Here is a 22,009-nt window from a genome sequence, read left to right on the forward strand (position 1 = left end):
TTGAACCACAGAGACACTGAGAACACGGAGAGGAAAGCCGCTTAGGTATATGACAACGGAAGAAATTAGAGTTCGCGGTACTGTACAAGGGGTAGGATTTCGCCCTACTGTCTATCGTTTGGCGAAAGCCTGCGGTTTGCGGGGGGATGTTTGTAATGATGGGGAAGGTGTGTTAATTCGGGTAGCTGGTAGTGCAGCAGCTTTAACAGAATTTGTCACCAGATTACAGCAGGAATGTCCCCCATTAGGAAAAATTACGGAACTTGTGAGAACTTCCTATCAAGGTGAATTGCACTTTGATGATTTTGTTATTACTGATAGTGTTAGCGGTGTATCTAGAACGGAAATTGCCCCTGATGCTGCTACCTGTCCTCAATGTCAGCAAGAAATTTTTGACCCCTTTAGCCGCTTTTACCGTTATCCTTTTACGAATTGTACTTATTGCGGCCCCCGTTTGAGTATTATTCGCGCCATTCCTTATGACAGATGCAACACCAGTATGTCTGCGTTTGTCATGTGTCCCGAATGTGAGAACTCATACCACGATGTGGAAAATCGCCGCTTTCACGCCCAACCTGTAGCCTGTCATGTATGTGGCCCTCAAGCTTGGTTAGAACGGGCTGATGGTAAACCGGTGACGGCTTCCATGTTTTCTATGTTGGATGATGTGGACGCTGTTTGTACATTGCTGCAAAAGGGTGAAATTGTCGCTATTAAAGGTATAGGCGGTATTCATCTCGCTTGTGATGCGACACAAGAAGCAGCTGTACAGAAATTACGTCAGCGAAAAAAACGCTATGATAAACCCTTCGCTTTAATGGCGCGGGATATTCAAATTATTGAAGAATATTGCATTGTTAACGATAGGGAACGGGAGTTATTAACCAGTCCGGCTGCGCCTATTGTCTTGTTGCAAAAAAAGGGATTGGGAACAAATCAAGTCAAAATTAAAGAACACACTCAGAAATCTATCGCCCCTTCAGTAGCACCGGGGCAAAATACACTGGGTTTCATGCTACCTTATACGCCCCTACATCATTTAATTTTGCGGCGGATGAATCGCCCCATTGTATTAACCAGTGGTAATCTTAGTGATGAACCACAATGTATAGATAACGGTGAAGCTAGACAAAAATTAGCTCACATTGCTGATTATTTTCTCTTACATAATCGGGAGATTGTGAACAGAGTAGATGATTCCGTTGTGCGAGTTGTAGACGATAAATTACAAACAATTCGCCGCGCTAGAGGTTATGCACCAGCACCGCTAAAATTACCACCGGGATTTCACAATGTACCCCAAATTTTAGCAATGGGTAGCGAGTTAAAAAATACTTTTTGTCTCTTACGAGAAGGCGAAGCAATTCTTTCTCAACATTTAGGAGATTTAGAAAATGCGGCAGCCTTTGGTACTTACCAAGATACCCTCAGTTTATATTTAAATTTATTTGCACATCAACCACAAGCGATCGCAGTTGATTTACACCCTGAATATCTATCTAGTAAACTTGGTAGAGAACTCGCCACAGCTAACCATCTCCAACTTTATTCCATTCAACATCATCACGCCCATATCGCCGCTTGTATGGCAGAAAATAGCATTCCTTTAGATACATCCCCAGTTTTAGGTATTGCCTTTGACGGTTTAGGTTATGGAGTAGATGGTACACTCTGGGGAGGAGAATTTCTCTTAGCAGACTACCACCAGTTTAAACGCCTCGCCACATTTAAACCAGTCGCAATGATTGGCGGCAAACAAGCAATTTATCAGCCTTGGCGTAATACCTACGCCCATTTAATCGCAGCTAATCTTTGGGAAGATTGCCAACAAGAATATACTGATTTAGAAATATTACAATTTCTAAATCAAAAGCCCATAAAACTGTTGAATCAGCTTGTAGAAAAAAGCATTAACGCCCCCTTAGCTTCCTCAGTAGGAAGGCTATTTGATGCTGTAGCAGCAGCTATCGGGATTTGTCCAGAAGAATGTAGCTATGAAGGACAAGCTGCGATCGCAATGGAAGCTATAGTTGATCTACCTACCTTAAATAATAATGAAGAAAAGGCAATCTATCCCTTTAATTTTGTCTTTTCCGATAGTATTTATTGTATAGACCCCCACCCCATGTGGCAATTCCTGCTCAACGACCTCAAGCAGCAAACTCCTCAACAAGTCATTGCTGCAAAATTTCACAAAAGTTTAGCTAACGTCGTTGTAGAGATGGTGAAACATCTGCGACAAGAAAACCTCATTAATCAAGTCATCCTCACAGGCGGAGTATTTCAAAACACCATTTTATTACAGTTAGTAACCAAACAGTTAAAAGAATTAAAAATCAACCTACTAACCCACAGCCTAGTCCCTACAAACGACGGTAATTTATCCCTAGGACAAGCAATAATTGCAGCCGCAAACTCAATAAAAACTCACTAATATTAAAAATCCCTAAATACCCCAAGAAAAAAACCCTCTCATTCTCTCCGCGTCTCCCTCCGGGTTCGCAGTTCCTTCAAGTCGGCACAGCCGCCCAACGGACTGCTCACTGCGCCTCTGCGTGAAAAAATTCTTCATTCCCCATCATCAAGGAACATAAAAATGTGTTTAGGAATCCCCGGACAAATCACCGAAATCACCGACATTAACCAAAAACTAGCCATAGTCAACGTTGCTGGAGTAAAACGTCAAATTAACATCGCCTGCATCATTGACGAACAACATCCCCCCGAATCATGCGTAGGAGATTGGGTATTAGTTCACGTAGGTTTTGCCATGAACAGAATCAATGAACAAGAAGCAGCCGAAACCTTAAAAATTCTCCAAGAAATTGCCACACTCCAAGCAGAAATAAGTAACTAATATCTCCCAGTCCCCAACCCATGAAATACGTAGACGAATTTAGAGAACCAGAAAAAGCCGCAGCCTTACGGCGTGAAATTGAAAAACTAAGTTACCAATTAGACAAACATATCAAAATTATGGAAGTATGCGGCGGGCATACCCATTCTATTTTTAAATACGGTATCGAAGAAATCTTACCAAATAATGTTGAACTAATTCACGGGCCTGGTTGTCCAGTCTGTGTCATGCCCAAAGGGAGATTAGATGATGCGATCGCTATATCCCAAAACCCCAACGTCATTTTAACCACATTTGGCGACACCATGCGCGTCCCCGGCTCTAAACATAGCCTCCTGCAAGCCAAAGCCCAAGGCGCAGACATTCGCATGGTTTACTCCCCCCTAGATAGCCTGCAAATTGCCAAAAACAACCCCGATAAAGAAATTGTCTTCTTCGCTTTAGGCTTTGAAACCACCGCCCCTAGTGCAGCTTTTACCATTCTCCAAGCAGCTGAAGAAAACATTCTAAACTTCAGTATGTTTAGTAATCACGTCCTGGTGATTCCCGCCTTACAAGCATTATTAGATAACCCCGATTTACAACTAGATGGATTTGTCGGGCCTGGTCATGTCAGCATGGTAATTGGCACTGACCCTTATGAATTTATAGCCCAAAAATATCATAAACCCATAGTTATTTCCGGCTTTGAACCGTTAGATATTCTCCAATCAATTTGGATGTTATTACAGCAATTAGTAGAAAATCGCTGTGAAGTCGAAAATCAATATAACAGACTAGTACAAAAAGCAGGTAATCAAGTAGCATTAAAAGCCATGAATCAAGTTTTTGCAGTCCGCGAAACTTTTGAATGGCGAGGCTTAAATGAAATCCCCTATTCCGGCTTAAAAATTCGTCCAGAATATGCCCAATTTGATGCTGAATCAAAATTCACTCTTCCTAACCAAAAAGTTGCCGACCATAAAGCCTGTCAGTGTGGCGAAATTCTGAAAGGAGTGCTAAAACCTTGGCAGTGTAAAGTATTTGGTACAGCCTGCACTCCCGAAACACCCATTGGGACTTGTATGGTGTCTTCCGAAGGCGCGTGTGCAGCATACTATAAATATGGCAGATTCTCGACTGTAATGCAAAATCAAGCAGTCGAAAAGCCAAAAGTGACTATCTCTTCATAACCTCCATAAAAGTGGCGATAAACGTCACACAACAACACTGCGAGGAAAAATTGTATGCCAATTGTTACCGTCAAAATTGCCAGAGGACATTCCATCGAAAAAAAACGGCATTTAGTAGAAGCCATTACCAATGCAATGGTTGCAGCATTAGATACCAAACCAGAATGGATAACCATTCACATAGATGAGTTTGAGCGAGAAAACTGGGCTGTAAATGGTATTTTACACTGCGATCGCCATCGTGGTAGACACGACGAAACAGGCAGATAGCATTAAAAAATAGTAGGGTGTGTTAGCGAAAGCATAACGCACCTTACATAAAATTAATAATCAAAACTTCTTAATTACGAATTATTAAAAATGGATATTTCAAAAACAAAACTAACACCAAATCCCCTATTTCAAAAAATCGAACAAGCCCGCCGTCGCCCAGCCAAAGTACGAGATACTCACATCACTCTCGCACATGGTAGCGGTGGAAAATCCATGCGTGACTTAATAGATGATATCTTTGTCAGCAGTTTTGATAATCCCATTCTTTCCCAATTAGAAGACCAAGCCAGCTTTAATTTATCTCACCTGCTACAACAAGGAGATAGACTCGCTTTTACCACAGATTCTTATGTTGTAGACCCCTTATTTTTTCCTGGTAGCGATATCGGAGAACTAGCAATAAACGGCACAATCAATGACTTAGCTGTCAGTGGTGCTAAACCCTTATATTTAACCTGTAGTGTAATTCTAGAAGAAGGATTACCAATAGAAACATTACGGCGCGTCGTCACCAGTATGAAAACAGCCGCCCAAAAAGCAGGCGTGCAAATTGTCACTGGTGACACAAAAGTTGTTCATCGTGGTGCGGCTGATAAAATATTTATTAACACGACTGGTATTGGCATTATCCCCACAGGAGTTAATATTTCCGCCCACAATATTCAACCCGGCGATGCCATAATTATAAATGGTGAATTAGGAAATCATGGCGCAGCGATTTTAATCGCCCGTGGGGAATTAGCGTTAGATACTAACATAGAAAGTGATTGTCAGCCACTACATGAATTAGTCGCAACTATCCTCAATGTTTGTCCTGAAGTTCACGCCATGAGGGATGCGACACGGGGAGGTTTAGCAACAGTTTTAAATGAATTTGCATTAACTTCTAACGTAGGGATACGCATCAAAGAAAAATCTATCCCTGTACGCGAAGAAGTCAAAGGAATGTGTGAAATATTGGGATTAGACCCCTTATATTTAGCCAACGAAGGTAAATTAGTATTAGCGGTGAAGAGTGAAAAAGCCGAAACAGTTTTATCAGCAATGAAATCTCACCCATTTGGTAAAGATGCGTGTATTATTGGTGAGGTTATTGATTCACCCCCAGGAGTAGTTTTATTAAAAACTGCCTTTGGTACAGAAAGAATTGTTGATATGCTAGTTGGCGATCAATTACCACGAATTTGTTGATAATAAGTAGAGCATTTCATGTCATGCACGAACTAGGAATTACTCAAAATATTGTTGCGATCGTTAATGAATATGCTCAAGGCTCAAAAGTAAGCCGAGTTTCATTAGAGATTGGCAAACTTTCTGCGATTATGCCTGATGCTATCAAATTTTGTTTTGATATTTGTACTCAAGGTACAATTTTGGAAGGTGCAACATTAGAAATTATAGAAATTCCTGGTTTAGCAAAATGTCGCCAATGTGGTGCAAAAATTGCTCTCGATAAACCATTTGGTATATGTAAATGTGGTAGCGTTCACTTAGATTTAATCACTGGTGAAGAATTAAAAATTAAAGAGATAGAGGTTGAGGAAGTATGTGTGTAACCTGCGGTTGTTCTGATGATGCTGACGGCAAAATCACTAATTTAGAAACAGGTGAAATGGAACATAATCACCATCATCATACCCACACCTTATCAGATGGTACTGTGATTAAACACTCCCATGATCACGTCCGTGAAGCACCACAAATTCACGCCAAAATTCATGGGACAACTATATCTTTAGAACAAGAGATTTTAGGAAAAAATAACCTCCTAGCAGCCCAAAATCGCGGCTGGTTTAAAGGTCGTAATATTCTCGCATTAAATTTAATGAGTTCCCCCGGTGCGGGTAAGACAACTCTTTTAACTCGTACTATCAATGATTTAAAACATCAATTACCTATAACTGTCATTGAAGGCGACCAAGAAACAATTAATGATGCTCAAAAAATCAAAGAGACAGGCTGTAAAGTTGTGCAAATCAACACAGGGACAGGTTGTCATTTAGATGCTTCGATGATAGAAAGAGGTTTGCAACAACTCAATCCACCGCTAAACTCAGTTTTGATGATTGAGAATGTGGGAAATTTAGTTTGTCCAGCTTTATTTGATTTGGGAGAACAGGCAAAAGTAGTCATTCTTTCTGTCACAGAAGGGGAAGATAAGCCAATTAAATACCCGCATATGTTCCGCGCCAGTGAGATTATGATTCTCACCAAAATCGACTTGTTACCTTATGTACAATTTGATGTGCAGCGTTGTATAGAATACGCACAACAGGTTAATCCGAATATGCAAATTTTTCAGGTGTCTGCAACTACAGGTGCAGGACTAGATACTTGGTATAAATGGCTGACAGAAAAAGTTTTAAACTGTGAAGTGAAAAGAAAATTCAATATTGCCATAAATACCTCTGGGGACTCATGAAAATTGTGATTAGTTTGCCAAAACTTGAAGTACATATTTCCTCTGGAAATTAGTGCGTAAGTCTTACACTGGCAAAATCACCATGAATAATGTAATTAACTACAACAATGATAAAGGACTCCTCGCCTATATACAATTTTTAGCGGCTAGTGCCTTAAAGCCCAGAAATGGTAATACTGACCCCATATTTGACTTTGAGGATGCACTTGACCAAACAGAAATGGCACAGTTAGCAGTTAATGAATTAAAAAAAATTCCAGAAGTCAACACCTTATTCCAAGAACGCTGGCTTCCTGCACCTTTGGATTTAGATGAATTAGCCAAACTTCCAGAGGGAACGTTAGGTCATATCTACGCCAGAGAAATGAAAGCTAGAGGTTTCGACCCTTATTTTTTCAAAAAAGTCCCTGTCGTTGATGATATTTCCTACCTCAAAATGCTGTGGCGTTCTACCCATGATATTTATCATGTAGTCGCGGGATTTGACACTGATGCGATTGGAGAAATTGGATTACAAGCATTTGTTTTAGCTCAGATTCCCATTCCTATCAGTGTGATGTTAGTAAGTTTTGGTATGGTAATGATTAGTCTTTATCAACCAAAAAATTTTAATGATTTAATGACAGAAATAGCTCGCGGTTATAGGCTAGGTTCTCAGACTCCTGGTAAACTAATAGCTCAAAAATGGGATCAGTTTTGGGATTTTCAAGTAAGTGAAATTCGTACTCGTTTAGGAATGGGAACTGTAGACCATAATTTAGCTTCCATTCCCTAAACTACATCAACAATAGGATGATTAAACTAAGAATGCTTCTTGAGCCAATTCAATAGTAATTTATTTGTTTGCTCTGGTTGCTCAAGCATAAACCAATGTCCTGTATCTGCAATCTTTTCATATTGCCACTCTGCTGATATGTATCTTCCAGAATTCTGCATCTGTGATTCCCATAAAACCTCATCTTGACTACTCCAAATACCAAAAGTAGGAACTTGAATTTGAACAGGTTCAGGTAACTCTCCACCTAGAACAGCTAGCAAATAATTAGGTACAGGATTTGCTTTTTCTAGTCGCTGCATATTTTCTAATACACCTGGTTTTAGAGTATTATTGAGGACTTCCTCTCGATGGGGATGACTACGCAGAACTTCACGAAGTAAATAACCATTCTTGACTCGATATAATTGAGGTGCAATATCATGGATATTTAAAAAGTAAATCCACTGAAATTGGAAATTCTCATGAGATATTTTGAAAAATTCTGCTAAATGGCCTACAGACATAGCGGTATAGCTTTTTAATTTATTTGTGTGTGCAGCTAGTTCCCAACCGATTACAGCACCATAATCATGAGCGATACAGTGTATTTTTCCAACTTCTAATTTATCTAAAAGTCTAATCATATCATTGACCAAATTAGCTAATTGATATCGATTTACATCTGTAGGTGCTGCACTTAAACCATAACCAAGTAAATCTGGACAAATCACACGATAGCCATTCTCTAATAAAGCAGTGATTTGATGTTGCCATAAATTACCATCATCAGGCCAACCATGAATTAACAAAACGCTTTCTTTCCCTGCGCCAGAATCTCTCACATAGTATTGAACCCCATTGATTTCCATCATTGTGGCTTTAAGTGTAGTCATCATATACTTACGTGAATCATTCAGATTTGAACAATTCAAACTCTATCTATATCCCCCTAATCAAGTCGCGCCTATTTTTGCCAACAGCAGCACATTCTTGCTATAACTTTCTAAAATCACTAGGAGACATCCCAACTAAGCGGCGAAAATGTCGGCTGAGATGAGTTGGATGTGCAAAACCACACTCTAAAGCGACTTCTGTAATGTTGTATTCTTAGTCATTGAGTAATTGCTTGGCTAATTCTACACGTTGTCGAATAATATATTGATGTGGTGGAATTTGTATTGATTTCTTAAATAATCTCGCAAAGTAAAATTGGCTAATCCCAGCAATTTTTGCTAAATCCTCTAGTGAAATATCTTCAGATAAATGAGCTTGAATATAATCTAAAACCTGTTTAAGTTTGTATTTTGGTAGTCCTCCATGATATTCAGTGAAGTTTGGTTTTGATGTAGTGAATTCCTTGAACATATGAATCATGAGAGCCGTTACAAATGATTCACCATACAAGCGACCGGCTGGACATCCAACATTTAAATCTGCTTTGAGTGCGCTAACTATAGTTTGAATTACTGGATCAAATATTTGCCATTGAGGAAGAAATTCGATTTGATTATAAGCAAAAGTTTCACTAGCTAATTGTTCAAATAATCTGGGTTCAAAAGCCATGAGTGTGAAATTAAGTTGTTCTTCCCAACTTGTCCAGTGATTAGTATGAGCCGGACAAAAGTAAATTTCGCCTCCACTAATTTGATAAGATAAAAAATTATTACCTAAGCGGCGTTCGTGATGTGAGGAAGAATTTTGATCAATGACTTCTAATACATAATATGGAATAGTATGTTGACAAATTTCTGCACCTGGATGTTGGTAATAAGCTAGGAAACCATTTCGCCATCCAGATTCTTTACTGGTGAGTAGAGGTTGTTGAGGGATAATTGTATGACTTAAATCATCTAATAATTTTAAATCTAAATCTCCTGCCATATAATTAGTTATTCATGTTTTAATTTAAACTGTTTATTGAGCCAGAAAAATCACGAACATACCGAATAAAAATTTTTATCACAGAAAAGGTATTTGTGTCAAAAATAATCACTTTTAACTTCTTATGAACTTATTATCAATAGTAAACTAGAGCCGCTACACACTAGTAAAAAATGAAAGAAATTGAACCTAAAATCCCTACTCTCTCTATCTTTTAGGAGTTGAAATACAAGAAACCCGGACTTTCGCTGGGAAAGCCGGGTGTAATTATACCAACAAGATTGCCTAGCACTCTATAGCCAATCTCGGTAAGCTGAAATTTCATTGACACTAATTTCCAAGGGGTCGCCTTTACCAAAAGGGGGGTAAACGCGAATTTTGGCATTATTAGTAAATCTTTCGAGTCTATTGCCTAGCTGCGGAATATTGCTGACAATGTGCCAGTAAGAGACTATATCAGGACAGTCAATCACTAGCATGATCATCGTGTCTTTTTTGGTGAGATACCACTGGCAATTAGATAATAATGCTTGGGTAATGCGATCGCAAGCTAGATAAAAGCATCTGCCAATAGACTGTTCTAGTTCCAGATGCAGCATTCCATCCTCTTTTGTCACCCCATTTGGAGGCAAATCATCGGGAGGAAGCTGGTTGATTTTAGACATAATTTCTAACCTTTTGGTTGTAGCGCAACAAACTCTCTTGATTCTTGGCTAGGTTGAATGAAGTAAGTTTGAACGCCAATGTACCTAGATTTAATTCGTCCTGGAATTTCTTGATTTTGTCCCGACAGATGACTACATCCCCAATGATTGAGTTTTCAATCAAGTAGTCTTAATTCTTTTGACTTTTACATAATCTGACTATTTTGCTACCATATGTAACTCCAACCATAGACGTGGATCATTATCTTTAAGCTTCGATAGGGGATCTCGCAATAATCGCTTGGCATTCATGCAGACGACTTGCACTAATCCCATATTTTCAGCTAATTCTCGCAGTATTTCTTTGTGAGCTTGCACATGAGGAAGCATATCATCAGAGCAATAAATGCCTATATATTGCAAGCGTCTGGCAGGTCGCCCCCAAAAACAGGTGATGACTTTCACATGACACCCGTCTAATAATTCCCCAACTTTTGGATAATATTGAGTGACGACTCTTGTGAATTCTTTAGCTAATATATCTTCCGTAATCATTGGAATTGATATTTCTGTAGCGTCCATCACTCTAATTAATATAACACATATTTGTTATTTAATGATGACAAAATAATGAATTATTGGAAATAAAATCTTGAAATAAATAAAAAATGAGGTGGACTTTTTCAAAGTAACACCTCAAATAATGAAAGCTGATTCAGCTTAGTTATAATGCTTATTTTTGAAGTTCTTATCTAGATTTTCGCTCTGCAAATAAGACTTCAGCTATAATCTCAGGTAAATTACCTAAATCTACAAATCCCTCAGAGCTACTAATAGGAGACTTAAAAGTATAGTTTGGGTCGCATTCTCCCGTATCATATACTTGAACGTACCACCGATCAGGAAATCCCGCCACACTCAATTCTACAATGTACCAACTCTCACCTACTAACCGAGAATTTAAGATAGCAAACCAGTCTCGATAATCTACGGAAATATTCCAGTCTGCCAACAGAAACTCTAATGCTATATGTCCAGCATCAGTTGCAGTAAGTAGCATTGTTACTCCTTATTTGCAGCTTCAGTATTAGTATTTTCAGGTTGTTGGAAATCAGGATATAAACCTAAATATTTTGCTAACTCACGAGCTAGAAAAAAGAGAAATTTTGAACCATCTTGATTACCTTGATGGGCAAATGTAGTTGCTACTTGTACAATCGTTTCTACAAAATTAGCATCAATTAATTCTTTATTCGCTTCTAAAATTTCTGGTTCTTGTCCATTAGGACATTGTAGCAATTCATCAATTAAATTAAAATAAGACGTTTGGCGTTCTTCTTTGACTTCTTTCATAGTGCTTTTTTGAATGATTATGTTGACGATTAATTCTTAGGGATAAGTCAGAATTTTAAAATAGATACTGACATTAGAATCCTCAAATCTATTGTTCTATACTTTGCTGCCAAAGTCTTTCTAACATTTCCACTTGTTCTTTTAACATGGCAGCCCGATAAACAAGATAACGGTCATGGATAATAATTCCTAAGCCAATAAAAAGAGGAATTAATACAATAAACCATTGGATGATAATAGCAAGCTTGTAACTTTCAGCAATAGTTACCACTTGATTTACACCTTGATGAGCAGGTAATGGAGTAACAATTTGAGATGGAGATGATTTGTTACCAGTTATTGCTTGATCATGTACTGGATTAATTTTATTAACATCTGGGACTAATTTCTGTGTTCTAACGAACTCTGTGTGTTTTTCCCAAACTAAACTCAACACTATTAGCCCAGGAGATATTACCACTAAAGCAACTAGACAAACAGTGAGAACATTGAGCAGTTTAGATTTCATCTTTGCTCCCCTTGCTAGATAGTCAGCATCACCAAATTAAATATCGTAATAATTCCATACATGAAGAGTAAAAAACGTAAGATATAATTTGGATAATAAAGGGGTGAATGATACAGAAAAATAATAAACTTACGCTGTGAATAAATGGAAATCCACAAAAAAGTATTCTCGTTATCAGAGATAGCTACTTTTACAGAGAATTGTTCACCAATCGCTTTTTAATGATTAAGAAGTCCCCCCTAGTTCGCTGGTTTAACCCATTGAATTTCGGGGGGTAGAGGGGAATCTCTGCGTAAATCCTATACGTTTTATATCAGTTGCTCTTCTCGCCTATGCTTTAGGGGTCTCAGATTAAGATTATTAAAGTTATTAAGTTTGTACTCAAAGCCGAAAACCCTTAGATATTGAGGGTTATAAAAATAATTTGGGGTAAGGGTGCTAGTATTTTTGGGGCTGGGTACTAGCATTAATCAGATAGGGTTCTAGTATTTATTAAATCAGACTAAAACCTCATTGGGCAGACATCTTAGGGTGATTTTGCTTGAGTAGTTGAAGCAAAAAAGTTGTACTCAAGCAAATTCTATTTATTGGTGAGTATATACAAATAACTCAAAAAAAACTATTAAATTTTTATAAATGAGTCATGTTTCTCTTGTTAATTAAGCAATTGAGCATAATGAATTAAAAATGCTGCTCAAATAAACAGTAATTTCTAGAGTTATTGGTTATTGGACATTAGCTTGATAAAGAAAGTTTCACTAGGAAGCTTATGGCAATATAAATCGCTGCGAAAATGTCATCAAATTGCTTTTTGCTCACAAATTTTGTGCTTAAGTGAGATTACATGACTCATACTCACACATACGCCTATTAGTAAATTCAAAGTATTTAAACTCATTGTTATAAACTGAAAATTATAAGTACAGACCTGTAAATGTAAGATTTTTAGGAGTAAATTTATGCGAATTGCTAAAGATGTCACAGAACTAATTGGTAAAACTCCATTAGTTCAACTCAATAAAATTCCTCAATCGGAAGGAGTAGTTGCCAGAATAGTTGTCAAATTAGAAAGCATGAATCCGGCTGCTTCTGTGAAAGACCGGATTGGAGTAAGTATGATTCTTTCAGCAGAAGCCGAAGGTTTAATTGAGCCAGGAAAAACTATTTTAGTAGAGCCTACTTCTGGTAATACAGGAATTGCTTTGGCAATGGTAGCGGCAGCTCGTGGCTATCAGTTAATTTTGACTATGCCAGAAACCATGAGCCAAGAAAGACGAGCAATGCTCAAAGCCTATGGTGCAACCTTAGAATTAACACCAGGGGCTGAGGGTATGCGGGGAGCAATTCGCAAAGCTGAAGAAATTGTGGCTAACACTCCTAACGCTTATCTACCCCAACAGTTCCGTAACCCAGCTAACCCCAAAATTCACCGAGAAACCACCGCCGAAGAAATTTGGACAGATACAGACGGCGAAGTCGATATTTTAATTGCAGGGGTAGGGACTGGGGGAACGATTACTGGGATTGCAGAGGTGCTGAAACAACGTAAACCGAGTTTTCAGGCGATCGCAGTTGAACCCAGTAATAGTCCCGTCCTCTCTGGCGGTGCAGCCGGTTCGCATAAAATCCAAGGTATTGGCGCAGGCTTTGTCCCCGATGTCCTCCGTCTGGAACTAATTGATGAAGTGATTAGAGTTAGCGACGATCAAGCCATGAGTTACGGACGGCGGTTAGCCAAAGAAGAAGGCTTACTCTCTGGTATATCCTCCGGTGCGGCTTTGTGTGCAGCTATTCAGGTAGGTAAACGTCCAGAGAACCAGGGAAAATTAATCGTCATGATTCAGCCTTCCTTCGGTGAACGCTATCTGAGTACAGCTATGTTTCAGGGTTTGACTATTGATTAAGGACTGGAAATTTTAGATTTTGGATTTTAGATTATTCAATCTAAAATCCAAAATTGCAAAGCTGGGGACTGGGTAAAAATTTCTCACTTGTTTCACTGTATTCATTTAACTTGTTATTTTTTGTGCGTCACAATAGAATGTGTAGGGATAGGTGCATCAATTTTGATTCACGCATATCAAATCCAAGCGATTTTTGATTGCTTTCTCCCTGTAAAGGGAATTTAGACCCATGTCATTTGTCACAAAGTTCTGGTCGTCTTCAAAAGAAGTTTTATCTTCAAATTCTTCTACTAAGGAGAGAATGAGAGCAATAGCTTACAGCATGGATTTGCTGATCCCTGGCTTGTATCTATGGTTCGGAGGTTTTATTCTGCGTCTTGGTGGTGACATACCAGATGATGAACCTTATAGATATCCCGGAGAAATTCATAGCTCTGCTGGTTTTGCTTTAGTATTACCAGGATATAAAATACTAACGACTTACCAGGGTAGTTATGACCCTAAACAAACACCAGATACAGGGTTTACCAAACTTCACTAGTACAATACTGGATGCCAGTACATTTGAATCATTAATGCTTGGTGCAGGATATTCTAAATCTGGGAGCGCACCAGCTAAAGGTAACAGAGTAAAAGTCTGGTGGATTCACAATCAATTCCCTAGGGTAGAGTCGATATACTCTCTAGACAAGCAAATAGTAATTACAGCGTATCACGTTTAGAGTAGAGCATTGCTACGTCTCTACAATATTTTCACAAGATGTCTAATGGGGATGGGTAAAAATTTTTCAATTGTCTGACTTTAATTGATGAGTTTTTTCTCATGAATTATTTAAGTGTTTTTCATGTATCGATGCGACATTGATAACTGTTGTCGCAGAAACTTTTATCATGATACTAAAAGCAATTTCGGGTGTTTCAATGACATTGATCGGACTCAGCACGAGTCTAATGTTCCCTCACATTGCGATCGCGGAAGAGATTATTTGCCAAGGAAACTTAGGTGCAATTACCGTTGATAATGTAAAAGTACCTCAAGGTAAAACTTGCACTCTCAGTAAAACCACTGTTAAAGGAAATATTGTTGTCGAACGCAGCGCAACCCTCAAGGCCATAGGTGTAAAAGTAAATGGCAATATTCAAGCAGAGGGAGCAAAACTAGTGGAAGTCAATTCTAGTGCTACCGTGGGTGGAAGCATCCAAGTCAAGCAAGGTAGTGCTGCTCGTGTGGTGAGTACACGCATCACTGGAGATGTGCAGTTTGAGTCAAATTCGGGACAACTAGTTGCTAATCAAAACCAGATTGGCGGAAATTTACAAGCTTTTCAAAATACTGGAGGGGTGACAATTCGGCAAAATCGCATTAATGGCAATTTGCAGTGTAAGGAAAATGCTCCTAAGCCGATTGGTGGTAGCAATATTGTCCAAGGTAGTAAAGAAGATCAGTGTGCAAATTTATGAGATCAGTGTGCTTACTGATAAATTAATCCATTCTACTCTCAACTACTAACTCTCTGTACCAAGGAGCGATCGCTCCTTGGTAAAATCAACTCACACTGCCTTAATTAATTAAACATTCTGCACCCTCATCTGCTAATGATTACAACCTTGACGGTGGTGTTCTTGTTGACCGTGATGGTTGCAATTACCTTGATGATCGTGGTGATGACCATCACTGTGTCCGTGACCGTGGGCGCAGCCTTGTAAATCTTGACTCATGAGGTTTTCGCTCATTTCGCGGAAGGATTCATCTACAGGCTTCAAGCCAATCCAAGCATCTAGTTGTTCGACATCAAAACCTACCTCACGGCGATCGCCTACTTGGATTAAAGGACGGCGAATCAACAGAGGTTCTCTCAACATGAGAAATAAGGCGGTTTGTTCGTCTAAATTTCCTGGAACTATCTCACCAGACTTAATCTTGGGTGCAGAAGGATTAAACCACTCGGTTACAGGGCGATCGCCAAAAAATGACCGCAAATGTTCCAAAGTCCAAGGTTCAGTTAATAAGTTATAAGCTACAACTTCATGTCCAGCCGCAGTTAACAAAACCTTTTGTCGAGTACCACCCTTACAACCAGGTTTTTCATAGAAAATTACTCTAGCCATTGCAGTATCTCCTAATAATTCGTAATTCGTAATTCGTAATTCGTAATTCGTAATTCGTAATTGCAATTACGAATTAAAATTTTTTGGCGGTATGGGTAACTGCATCAAACTCGAATCTTTGTTTGGGGTCAGTTTCACCATAAATATTAAAAGTGACAGTTGGTTCATCACCTACTGCTGCTACACTATGAATTGCATCGGAAGTGAAGCTGATAATATCTCCAGGCGATAGAATAATTTCTCCCGTCGGCTCAATTTTGTCTGCAAATTCTGGGTCTTGGGTGCGTCGCCAAACAGTATTTTTTTCTTGTCCTTTTAATACTGCTACTACTCCCCATGTTCCATGATTGTGAATATTAGATATGCTTCCTGGTGCGAATGTAACTGTTTGTACTGTTAATGGGAAACCCAATTCATCATATAACAGTAGAACAGATATTCCGGTTGTAGGGGAAGGCTCTAAATACTGACTCTGCACCCAGTAAGAATTTACAATCAAGCGTCTCACCAGCATTCGGATTTCGGGTAGACGAATCGATTCATCCTCTACACCATCAAGAACATCTTCTATCTCAGTTAAAAACCGATATAGACGATAATTCTCTTGCAATAAATTCCAACTTCTAGCTGATTTACACGCTTGATATTGACCGTCTCCTGTCAAGAGCCAATCCCTACCTTGCATAATATTTAAAATCTTTGTTGAGAGAATTGGGAAAAAACCAACACGGGAGTAACAAGATTAGGAAGAGGTTCATTAGAAAATGTTGGCACAACAACCTTAGAGGGAAACAGGTTATTGTTATTAGAAGATGCAGATAGAGCGTTGTAGGAAGATGCGTTAAAGAATGAAAAACTATTCATGGTTGTAGAGTATTAACTGATAACTGTTGACTGTTCACTGTATTAATCATCTTCTTCTGCTGGACGTGTTAAAACATCCAGTAAGATTCCTGCTCCGAAATCTTGCTTTGAGTCAATTTCTTTAACTCTCATGCTGATTTCTTTAGCTCGCTCGATTTCCCCTAACTTTGCTAATACCAATCCTGTAGCGGCATAAGCATTTAAGTACAACCTGATAGGTGCTTCTTCCTGCCGATCAACTAAGATTGGTTTAAGCTGCTCCCACTCATCAGGAAATTTCTCTGATTCCTTAATTTTATCTAATAATTGGCTAGTTGTTCGCAATGCCAAAGAATAATTATTCTTATAAAAGAAAAATCTATAAGCTGCTACTAAAACATCGGTATTTTCCCCAGTTATAGCTAAAGCTTGTTGGATGTATTCTTCTGATTTTGAAGTATTTTCCCAATGGTGTGCAGCTAAAATTAATAACTTTTTGACATCTTCAGAAACTTGAAACCAGGAAAATTGATTTGTGTCAGTGTGCATGATCAGTTCCTTGGTAAATGGGCATAGGGAATAGGGCATTAAAGTTGATTTCTATGCCCAATGCCCTATGCCCCATGCCCTAATTTCAAAACCGTGTGATGATGTAAACCAAAGTGAAGAGAACAATCCAAATAATGTCTACGAAGTGCCAGTACATTTCTGCCATTTCGATGCCAGTATGCTTACTTGCAGAATAATGACCCGAACGACGCGATCGCCACAACACTCCTAAAATCAACAACAGTCCGATAAATACGTGCAAACCGTGAAACCCGGTCATGATATAGAAGCAGTTAGCAAATACATTGGTAGTCAGACCGTACCCTAAATTCATGTACTCATAAACCTGACCAGCCAAAAAAGCTGCTCCCATAATAGCGGTCAAGAAATACCAAAACCGCATTCCCCAGACATTATTCTTCTTAATCGCCATATCACCGAAGTGAATGACGAAACTACTAGAAATCAGAATCGCGGTATTAATTGCTGGTACAAATAACTCCACCTCCGTTCCCTCTGGAGGCCAAACATCTGTAGTCCCCCGAAAGAACAAATAAGTAGCAAAAAAGCCACCAAACATCAAAGATTCCGAAGCGAGGAAAGTCAACAACCCCACCACCCGTAAATCAGGATGCGCCTCATGATCCTCATGCGCCGTCACTACAGTCATACATACCTCTTAGGTTACAGGTTACAGGTTACAGGTTACAGAGAAGAGAGAAGGGGAGTGTTTCTTTCATATTTTCCTAGTGCGAAACATTCCACCAGTAGTTAGGGTAGGTACAAAGCCCACCCTTTCGCTCTCTTCTTTGCGCCTTTGCGTCTGGAGCGTGAGCTAACTACTCACTTACTTCCGAAGAATGACCATACTCATAAGGCCCATGTGTCACCACCGGCAAAACCTCCCAATTCTCCACCGCAGGAGGAGAACTAGTAGTCCATTCCAAACTCAAAGCTTCCCAAGGATTATCACCAGCCAATTCTCCCTTGCGCCAACTGAAGAGAACATTGAGCGCAAAAGGAACGACCGATAACCCTAAAAGAAATGCTCCAATAGTACAAAGCACATTCAAATCCACAAACTGGGGATCATACATTGCTACCCGGCGAGGCATACCTTGCAAACCCAACTTGTGCATAGGTAAGAAGGTTAAATTAGTTCCAATCAAAGTCAGAACAAAATGAATCCGTCCCCAAAACTCATTTAACTTCCGTCCTGTCATCTTGGGAAACCAGTGATAAATGCCGGCATAAATCCCAAATACAGAACCACCAAACAGCACATAGTGGAAGTGTGCCACCACATAATAAGTATCGTGGACGTGAACATCAAAAGGTGCTGTTCCCATTGTCACGCCGCTTAAACCACCCATGACAAACATCGACAACAAGCCGATCGCAAATAGCATGGCACTGGTAAAGCGAATCTTACCACCCCAGAGAGTGGCAACCCAACCGAAAATCTTCACGCCGGTAGGAACTGCCACAATCAAAGTTGAGATAGTGAAAAACATCCGCATCCAGCCTGCTGTACCACTGGTAAACATATGGTGTACCCAGACAAACAAGCCAACAACACAGATAGCGACAGTAGAATAGGCGATCGCTTTATATCCAAAAATCGGCTTCCGTGCATGGACGGGAATCACTTCGGACATAATGCCGAAGATAGGCAGAATCATCAAATATACTGCCGGGTGAGAGTAGAACCAAAACAAATGTTGATAGATAACGACGTTACCACCAGCATCTGGTTTAAAGAAAGAAGTACCAAAGTTGATGTCAAATAGCAATAATACCAAACCCGCAGCTAACACAGGTGTAGAAACCAGTGCTAGTACAGAAGTTGCTAAGATAGCCCAGCAGAACAGAGGTAATTGATCCCATTTCATGCTGGGGACTTTCATCATCAGGATGGTAACAACGAAGTTCACCGAACCGAGAATTGAAGAAGTCCCTACCAACACGATCGCCAAAATCCACAGACTTTGCGCGATGGGTGCGGTGACTAGACTTAATGGTGGGTAAGCAGTCCAACCAGATTGAGAACCACCGAAAATGAAACTCGCTGCAAGTAGTAATCCGGCTGGTGGGTTCAACCAAAAAGCGACCGCGTTCAATTTCGGGAACGCCATATCCCGCGCCCCAATCATCAAGGGGATGAGATAGTTACCAAAACCCCCGATCGCACTAGGAACAATCCACAGGAAAATCATGATTGTCCCGTGGTTGGTCATGAAGGCGTTGTACAGATTTGGATCAATGAAGTCTGCATCAGGCGTGGCTAACTCAGTACGAATTGCGATCGCCATCAACCCACCAATCAAGTAGAAGAAAAAGGCAGTCACCAAATATTGGATGCCTATAACCTTATGATCTACGTTAAACGTGAAATAGTCCCGCCATTTCCAAGCCGGTTGAAAATGTACACTGTGTCCCTTATCTGATGGTCTGTATGGTGGAAATTCTACTTGTGTCATAACCGATTTTTTGACTATTGACTCTTGTCGAGACGCGATTAATCTCTTTGAGAAGCCTCTCTCTGAGCGTCTATGCGTCTCTACCGAACATTGACCAATGACTCCAAACTTGCTGCATCAATCCCCAAGTGTTGAACATGAGGTGCGAGAAACTCTGATGTAGACAAATTCGCTGGGTTAACAGCAACAGCTTGTTGAAGATTCTCCTGTTGAGCAACCTGATTTTCTGTCAGCCAGCTATCAAACTCTTCTGGTGTGTGGACAATAACCTGTGTCCGCATCGAACCGTGATAACCACCGCAAAGTTCAGCACAAACTACTGGATATGTACCTGGTTTAGTCGCTACAAATCTTAATTCGGTAGGGATACCGGGGATTGCGTCTTGCTTGAGCCGAAATTGAGGTACCCAAAAGGAGTGAATTACATCCTGTGCTGAAAGATTAAGCTGCACATCAGCACCGACAGGAACGTGCAGTTCCCCAGAGTTAACGCCGTTGTTATAGTCAAATAACCAAGCAAACTGCATACCAGTCACATTCACCACCAAATCCGCAGGTTTAGCCTGATTTGTAGGAGATGCGCCAATCCCAATGCTGGGAGCAGTTTTAGCTGTCATATCATCCAGAGTACCAGCCATAGCCGTTCCAGAGGTGTGAGCTGCATGACTAGGATGACTCCCAGGCTCTAACCCTCCCATTTGGTTAAAGACATCTACGCTGTAGATACCTAGGCAAATTACAATCAGTGATGGAATTGCTGTCCAAAATATTTCTAGCGGGATGTTACCTTCGATCGCTACACCATCGGTATTGTCACCCCGACGACGACGATATTTGAACAAGAAAATCAAAATCGTGCCTTCTACTACCAAAAATAGGGCTACAGCAATGGTAAACATAATATTAAAAAATTCGTCTACCAAGGGTGCTTGTAGTGATGCTTGTACAGGCAATAGATTGTGATTTTGACCTATCCACAGACTGATTACTCCAATTACTATTCCAGCAATCAGAGTCCATAATGAAACAGGAATTTGTTGCATAGTACCTGCTTTTTAGTTATTGGTATTAGGGGCTTTGGGCGCGGAGCATGGGGTATTGAGCATTGCTTTATCACACATAGTCCCTATTCCCCAGCTATAGGCTTTTACATTATTGACCAGATAATGTTTTTTTCACTTATTAAAGTTCTAGCTTATGAAAATAAAAATCGGGGGAATTATTCCAGATATCTTCATATCTTACCCCCAAAACTTAACAATAGATTGTGAAGTTGACGAACAAATATGTTTGTGCTTAATGCCATCAAGAACACTGTTAGTTGTGATAGCAAGTATGAATTTGTTAATAGTAAACAAGTAATGGTTTACGCATTTGTTTTCTACGAACTTTTTACCGTTCGTAAAGTATAAAATATTCCCCTCTATTTACCTTGCCGAGTATTTTTATGTCACTACTAACAGTATTCTTTGGTATACACCTTAGTTCTCCAAGGCAACATGGGTGTAGCAATTTTTAGGACAAATCCGCGCACAAGCTTCACAACCAACGCAGTTTTCTGGGTTAGAAACTACCATGACTTTGCGCTCGATTTCATCATCTTCTTCATCATCCACAAATTCACCTTCTTCATTGAGTGCTTTCAAATCCAGCACGGAATAACCACATACTTTAATACATCTGCCACATCCGATACATTTGTCCTTATTAATTGATTGAGCAAATTTAGGTGTCCAAGTCTTGCCGCCAAATGTCAATCCTGTAACTACTGCCATGACTAAACTCCCGGCTATCCTGCCAATAAACTTGTTGGTACTTGAATATTCATCCTACTTTAATTTTATCTAGTTATTTTGTTATTAAGTGATTAATTTGTAGAGTCAATAAATGCTAATTGTATACAAAAATATGCCCCTAATATATGCTTATGCTTAAATGAAAAAAATTATGATTAATGATTTGATATTGTCTTTATATTAAACATACTATCCGTCCGTGAATGATACAGGATTTATTATCTTAAAAATTTATTTAGATGTGGTATCTCTAATAATAGCAACACCGTATTGCATTAATAAATACAAACACAACAAGTAATTCTCTATAAAAATACTAATAAGGTTATGCAATTAATTAGCAAATTGCTGATAATTACATATTTTAGACTATAAATTGTATCTCAATACACAAAATGATTTTTTCGATATTTATAAAGAGATACTTCCGGCAAAGCTATTTTTTGCTAAATGATTATCAA

26 protein-coding genes and 1 pseudogene are annotated in these 22,009 nt (G+C 39.3%); 11 read left to right on the forward strand and 16 right to left on the reverse strand.

What is annotated here, in order from left to right:
- Positions 1–49 precede the first annotated feature (49 nt).
- The 8 genes from hypF to ACM0OR_RS17000 all read left to right on the forward strand — a co-directional run bounded on the left by hypF (position 50) and on the right by ACM0OR_RS17000 (position 7,499).
- Positions 50–2,434: a carbamoyltransferase HypF gene (gene hypF / locus ACM0OR_RS16965; protein WP_414577584.1), complete on the forward strand. Its 2,385-nt coding sequence runs from the start codon at positions 50–52 to the stop codon at positions 2,432–2,434.
- Positions 2,435–2,596: 162 nt separating this feature from the next.
- Complete coding sequence (locus tag ACM0OR_RS16970; RefSeq protein WP_323268619.1) at positions 2,597–2,857, forward strand: HypC/HybG/HupF family hydrogenase formation chaperone; 261 nt, start codon at positions 2,597–2,599, stop codon at positions 2,855–2,857.
- A gap of 20 nt (positions 2,858–2,877) precedes the next feature.
- Positions 2,878–4,029: a hydrogenase formation protein HypD gene (gene hypD, locus ACM0OR_RS16975; protein WP_414577586.1), complete on the forward strand. Its 1,152-nt coding sequence runs from the start codon at positions 2,878–2,880 to the stop codon at positions 4,027–4,029.
- Between the two features lie 54 nt (positions 4,030–4,083).
- Positions 4,084–4,299: a tautomerase family protein gene (locus ACM0OR_RS16980; RefSeq protein ID WP_190704907.1), complete on the forward strand. Its 216-nt coding sequence runs from the start codon at positions 4,084–4,086 to the stop codon at positions 4,297–4,299.
- A 90-nt stretch (positions 4,300–4,389) separates the two neighbouring features.
- Positions 4,390–5,493, forward strand: a complete 1,104-nt coding sequence (gene hypE / locus ACM0OR_RS16985; protein WP_414577588.1) for a hydrogenase expression/formation protein HypE — start codon at positions 4,390–4,392, stop codon at positions 5,491–5,493.
- Between the two features lie 23 nt (positions 5,494–5,516).
- Positions 5,517–5,858, forward strand: a complete 342-nt coding sequence (hypA, locus tag ACM0OR_RS16990; RefSeq protein ID WP_414577589.1) for a hydrogenase maturation nickel metallochaperone HypA — start codon at positions 5,517–5,519, stop codon at positions 5,856–5,858.
- The gene (gene hypB / locus ACM0OR_RS16995; protein ID WP_414577591.1) at positions 5,849–6,724 is read left to right on the forward strand and encodes a hydrogenase nickel incorporation protein HypB; all 876 of its coding nucleotides are present in this window, start codon (positions 5,849–5,851) and stop codon (positions 6,722–6,724) included. Before hypA ends, hypB begins: the two co-directional genes overlap by 10 nt.
- 82 nt (positions 6,725–6,806) lie before the next feature.
- Positions 6,807–7,499, forward strand: coding sequence for a Coq4 family protein (locus ACM0OR_RS17000; RefSeq protein ID WP_414577593.1), 693 nt, complete (start codon positions 6,807–6,809; stop codon positions 7,497–7,499).
- A gap of 26 nt (positions 7,500–7,525) precedes the next feature.
- Here the strand turns inward: ACM0OR_RS17000 and ACM0OR_RS17005 are convergent, their stop codons facing one another.
- The 9 genes and pseudogenes from ACM0OR_RS17005 to ACM0OR_RS17045 all read right to left on the reverse strand — a co-directional run bounded on the left by ACM0OR_RS17005 (position 7,526) and on the right by ACM0OR_RS17045 (position 11,867).
- Complete coding sequence (locus ACM0OR_RS17005) at positions 7,526–8,377, reverse strand: alpha/beta fold hydrolase (protein ID WP_414577595.1); 852 nt, start codon at positions 8,375–8,377, stop codon at positions 7,526–7,528.
- A gap of 97 nt (positions 8,378–8,474) precedes the next feature.
- The gene (locus ACM0OR_RS17010; RefSeq protein WP_414577629.1) at positions 8,475–8,579 is read right to left on the reverse strand and encodes a helix-turn-helix domain-containing protein; all 105 of its coding nucleotides are present in this window, start codon (positions 8,577–8,579) and stop codon (positions 8,475–8,477) included.
- Positions 8,580–8,588: 9 nt separating this feature from the next.
- A complete protein-coding gene (locus ACM0OR_RS17015) occupies positions 8,589–9,362 on the reverse strand; it encodes an AraC family transcriptional regulator (RefSeq protein ID WP_414577596.1) in 774 nt (257 codons plus the stop codon).
- Positions 9,363–9,655: 293 nt separating this feature from the next.
- Positions 9,656–10,027, reverse strand: a complete 372-nt coding sequence (locus ACM0OR_RS17020; protein ID WP_414577598.1) for a hypothetical protein — start codon at positions 10,025–10,027, stop codon at positions 9,656–9,658.
- Positions 10,020–10,196, reverse strand: a pseudogene (locus ACM0OR_RS17025) (LLM class flavin-dependent oxidoreductase); the annotation flags it as partial. The gene ACM0OR_RS17020 and the pseudogene ACM0OR_RS17025, both read right to left, overlap by 8 nt.
- A 29-nt stretch (positions 10,197–10,225) precedes the next feature.
- Positions 10,226–10,588, reverse strand: coding sequence for a hypothetical protein (locus tag ACM0OR_RS17030; RefSeq protein WP_190704930.1), 363 nt, complete (start codon positions 10,586–10,588; stop codon positions 10,226–10,228).
- Between the two features lie 166 nt (positions 10,589–10,754).
- Positions 10,755–11,066 (reverse strand): hypothetical protein, encoded by a 312-nt coding sequence (locus tag ACM0OR_RS17035; protein ID WP_190704933.1) that lies wholly within the window; start codon positions 11,064–11,066, stop codon positions 10,755–10,757.
- A gap of 2 nt (positions 11,067–11,068) precedes the next feature.
- Positions 11,069–11,359 carry a hypothetical protein gene (locus ACM0OR_RS17040; RefSeq protein ID WP_190704935.1) on the reverse strand — a complete coding sequence of 97 codons (291 nt, stop codon included), beginning with the start codon at positions 11,357–11,359 and terminating at the stop codon, positions 11,069–11,071.
- A gap of 88 nt (positions 11,360–11,447) precedes the next feature.
- A complete protein-coding gene (locus tag ACM0OR_RS17045; protein ID WP_414577600.1) occupies positions 11,448–11,867 on the reverse strand; it encodes a hypothetical protein in 420 nt (139 codons plus the stop codon).
- 959 nt (positions 11,868–12,826) lie between these two features.
- On the opposite strand from ACM0OR_RS17045, the gene cysK reads away from it, so the two are divergent.
- From cysK to ACM0OR_RS17060, 3 genes are all read left to right on the forward strand, one after another.
- Complete coding sequence (cysK, locus tag ACM0OR_RS17050) at positions 12,827–13,771, forward strand: cysteine synthase A (protein ID WP_414577602.1); 945 nt, start codon at positions 12,827–12,829, stop codon at positions 13,769–13,771.
- Between the two features lie 301 nt (positions 13,772–14,072).
- Complete coding sequence (locus ACM0OR_RS17055) at positions 14,073–14,312, forward strand: hypothetical protein (RefSeq protein WP_323268628.1); 240 nt, start codon at positions 14,073–14,075, stop codon at positions 14,310–14,312.
- 410 nt (positions 14,313–14,722) lie between these two features.
- The gene (locus ACM0OR_RS17060; protein ID WP_323268629.1) at positions 14,723–15,232 is read left to right on the forward strand and encodes a hypothetical protein; all 510 of its coding nucleotides are present in this window, start codon (positions 14,723–14,725) and stop codon (positions 15,230–15,232) included.
- Between the two features lie 132 nt (positions 15,233–15,364).
- On the opposite strand, the gene ACM0OR_RS17065 is transcribed toward ACM0OR_RS17060, so the two are convergent.
- The 7 genes from ACM0OR_RS17065 to fdxB all read right to left on the reverse strand — a co-directional run bounded on the left by ACM0OR_RS17065 (position 15,365) and on the right by fdxB (position 21,527).
- A complete protein-coding gene (locus ACM0OR_RS17065) occupies positions 15,365–15,880 on the reverse strand; it encodes an ArsC/Spx/MgsR family protein (RefSeq protein ID WP_190704943.1) in 516 nt (171 codons plus the stop codon).
- A 73-nt stretch (positions 15,881–15,953) separates the two neighbouring features.
- Positions 15,954–16,565 carry a cupin domain-containing protein gene (locus tag ACM0OR_RS17070; RefSeq protein WP_414577604.1) on the reverse strand — a complete coding sequence of 204 codons (612 nt, stop codon included), beginning with the start codon at positions 16,563–16,565 and terminating at the stop codon, positions 15,954–15,956.
- Between the two features lie 221 nt (positions 16,566–16,786).
- Complete coding sequence (locus tag ACM0OR_RS17075; RefSeq protein WP_190704952.1) at positions 16,787–17,272, reverse strand: hypothetical protein; 486 nt, start codon at positions 17,270–17,272, stop codon at positions 16,787–16,789.
- An 85-nt stretch (positions 17,273–17,357) separates the two neighbouring features.
- Complete coding sequence (locus tag ACM0OR_RS17080; protein ID WP_190704955.1) at positions 17,358–17,942, reverse strand: heme-copper oxidase subunit III; 585 nt, start codon at positions 17,940–17,942, stop codon at positions 17,358–17,360.
- Positions 17,943–18,111: 169 nt separating this feature from the next.
- Entirely contained in the window at positions 18,112–19,752 is a 1,641-nt protein-coding gene (gene ctaD, locus ACM0OR_RS17085) for a cytochrome c oxidase subunit I (RefSeq protein WP_414577607.1), read from the reverse strand.
- 80 nt (positions 19,753–19,832) lie between these two features.
- The gene (locus ACM0OR_RS17090; protein WP_323268634.1) at positions 19,833–20,795 is read right to left on the reverse strand and encodes a cytochrome c oxidase subunit II; all 963 of its coding nucleotides are present in this window, start codon (positions 20,793–20,795) and stop codon (positions 19,833–19,835) included.
- A 438-nt stretch (positions 20,796–21,233) separates the two neighbouring features.
- Positions 21,234–21,527: a ferredoxin III, nif-specific gene (fdxB, locus tag ACM0OR_RS17095; RefSeq protein WP_190704963.1), complete on the reverse strand. Its 294-nt coding sequence runs from the start codon at positions 21,525–21,527 to the stop codon at positions 21,234–21,236.
- Between the last annotated feature and the right edge of the window lie 482 nt (positions 21,528–22,009).

Origin of the sequence: Anabaena sp. CCY 9402-a (assembly GCF_963920945.1) — a bacterium.
GTDB lineage: Bacteria > Cyanobacteriota > Cyanobacteriia > Cyanobacteriales > Nostocaceae > Trichormus > Trichormus minutissimus.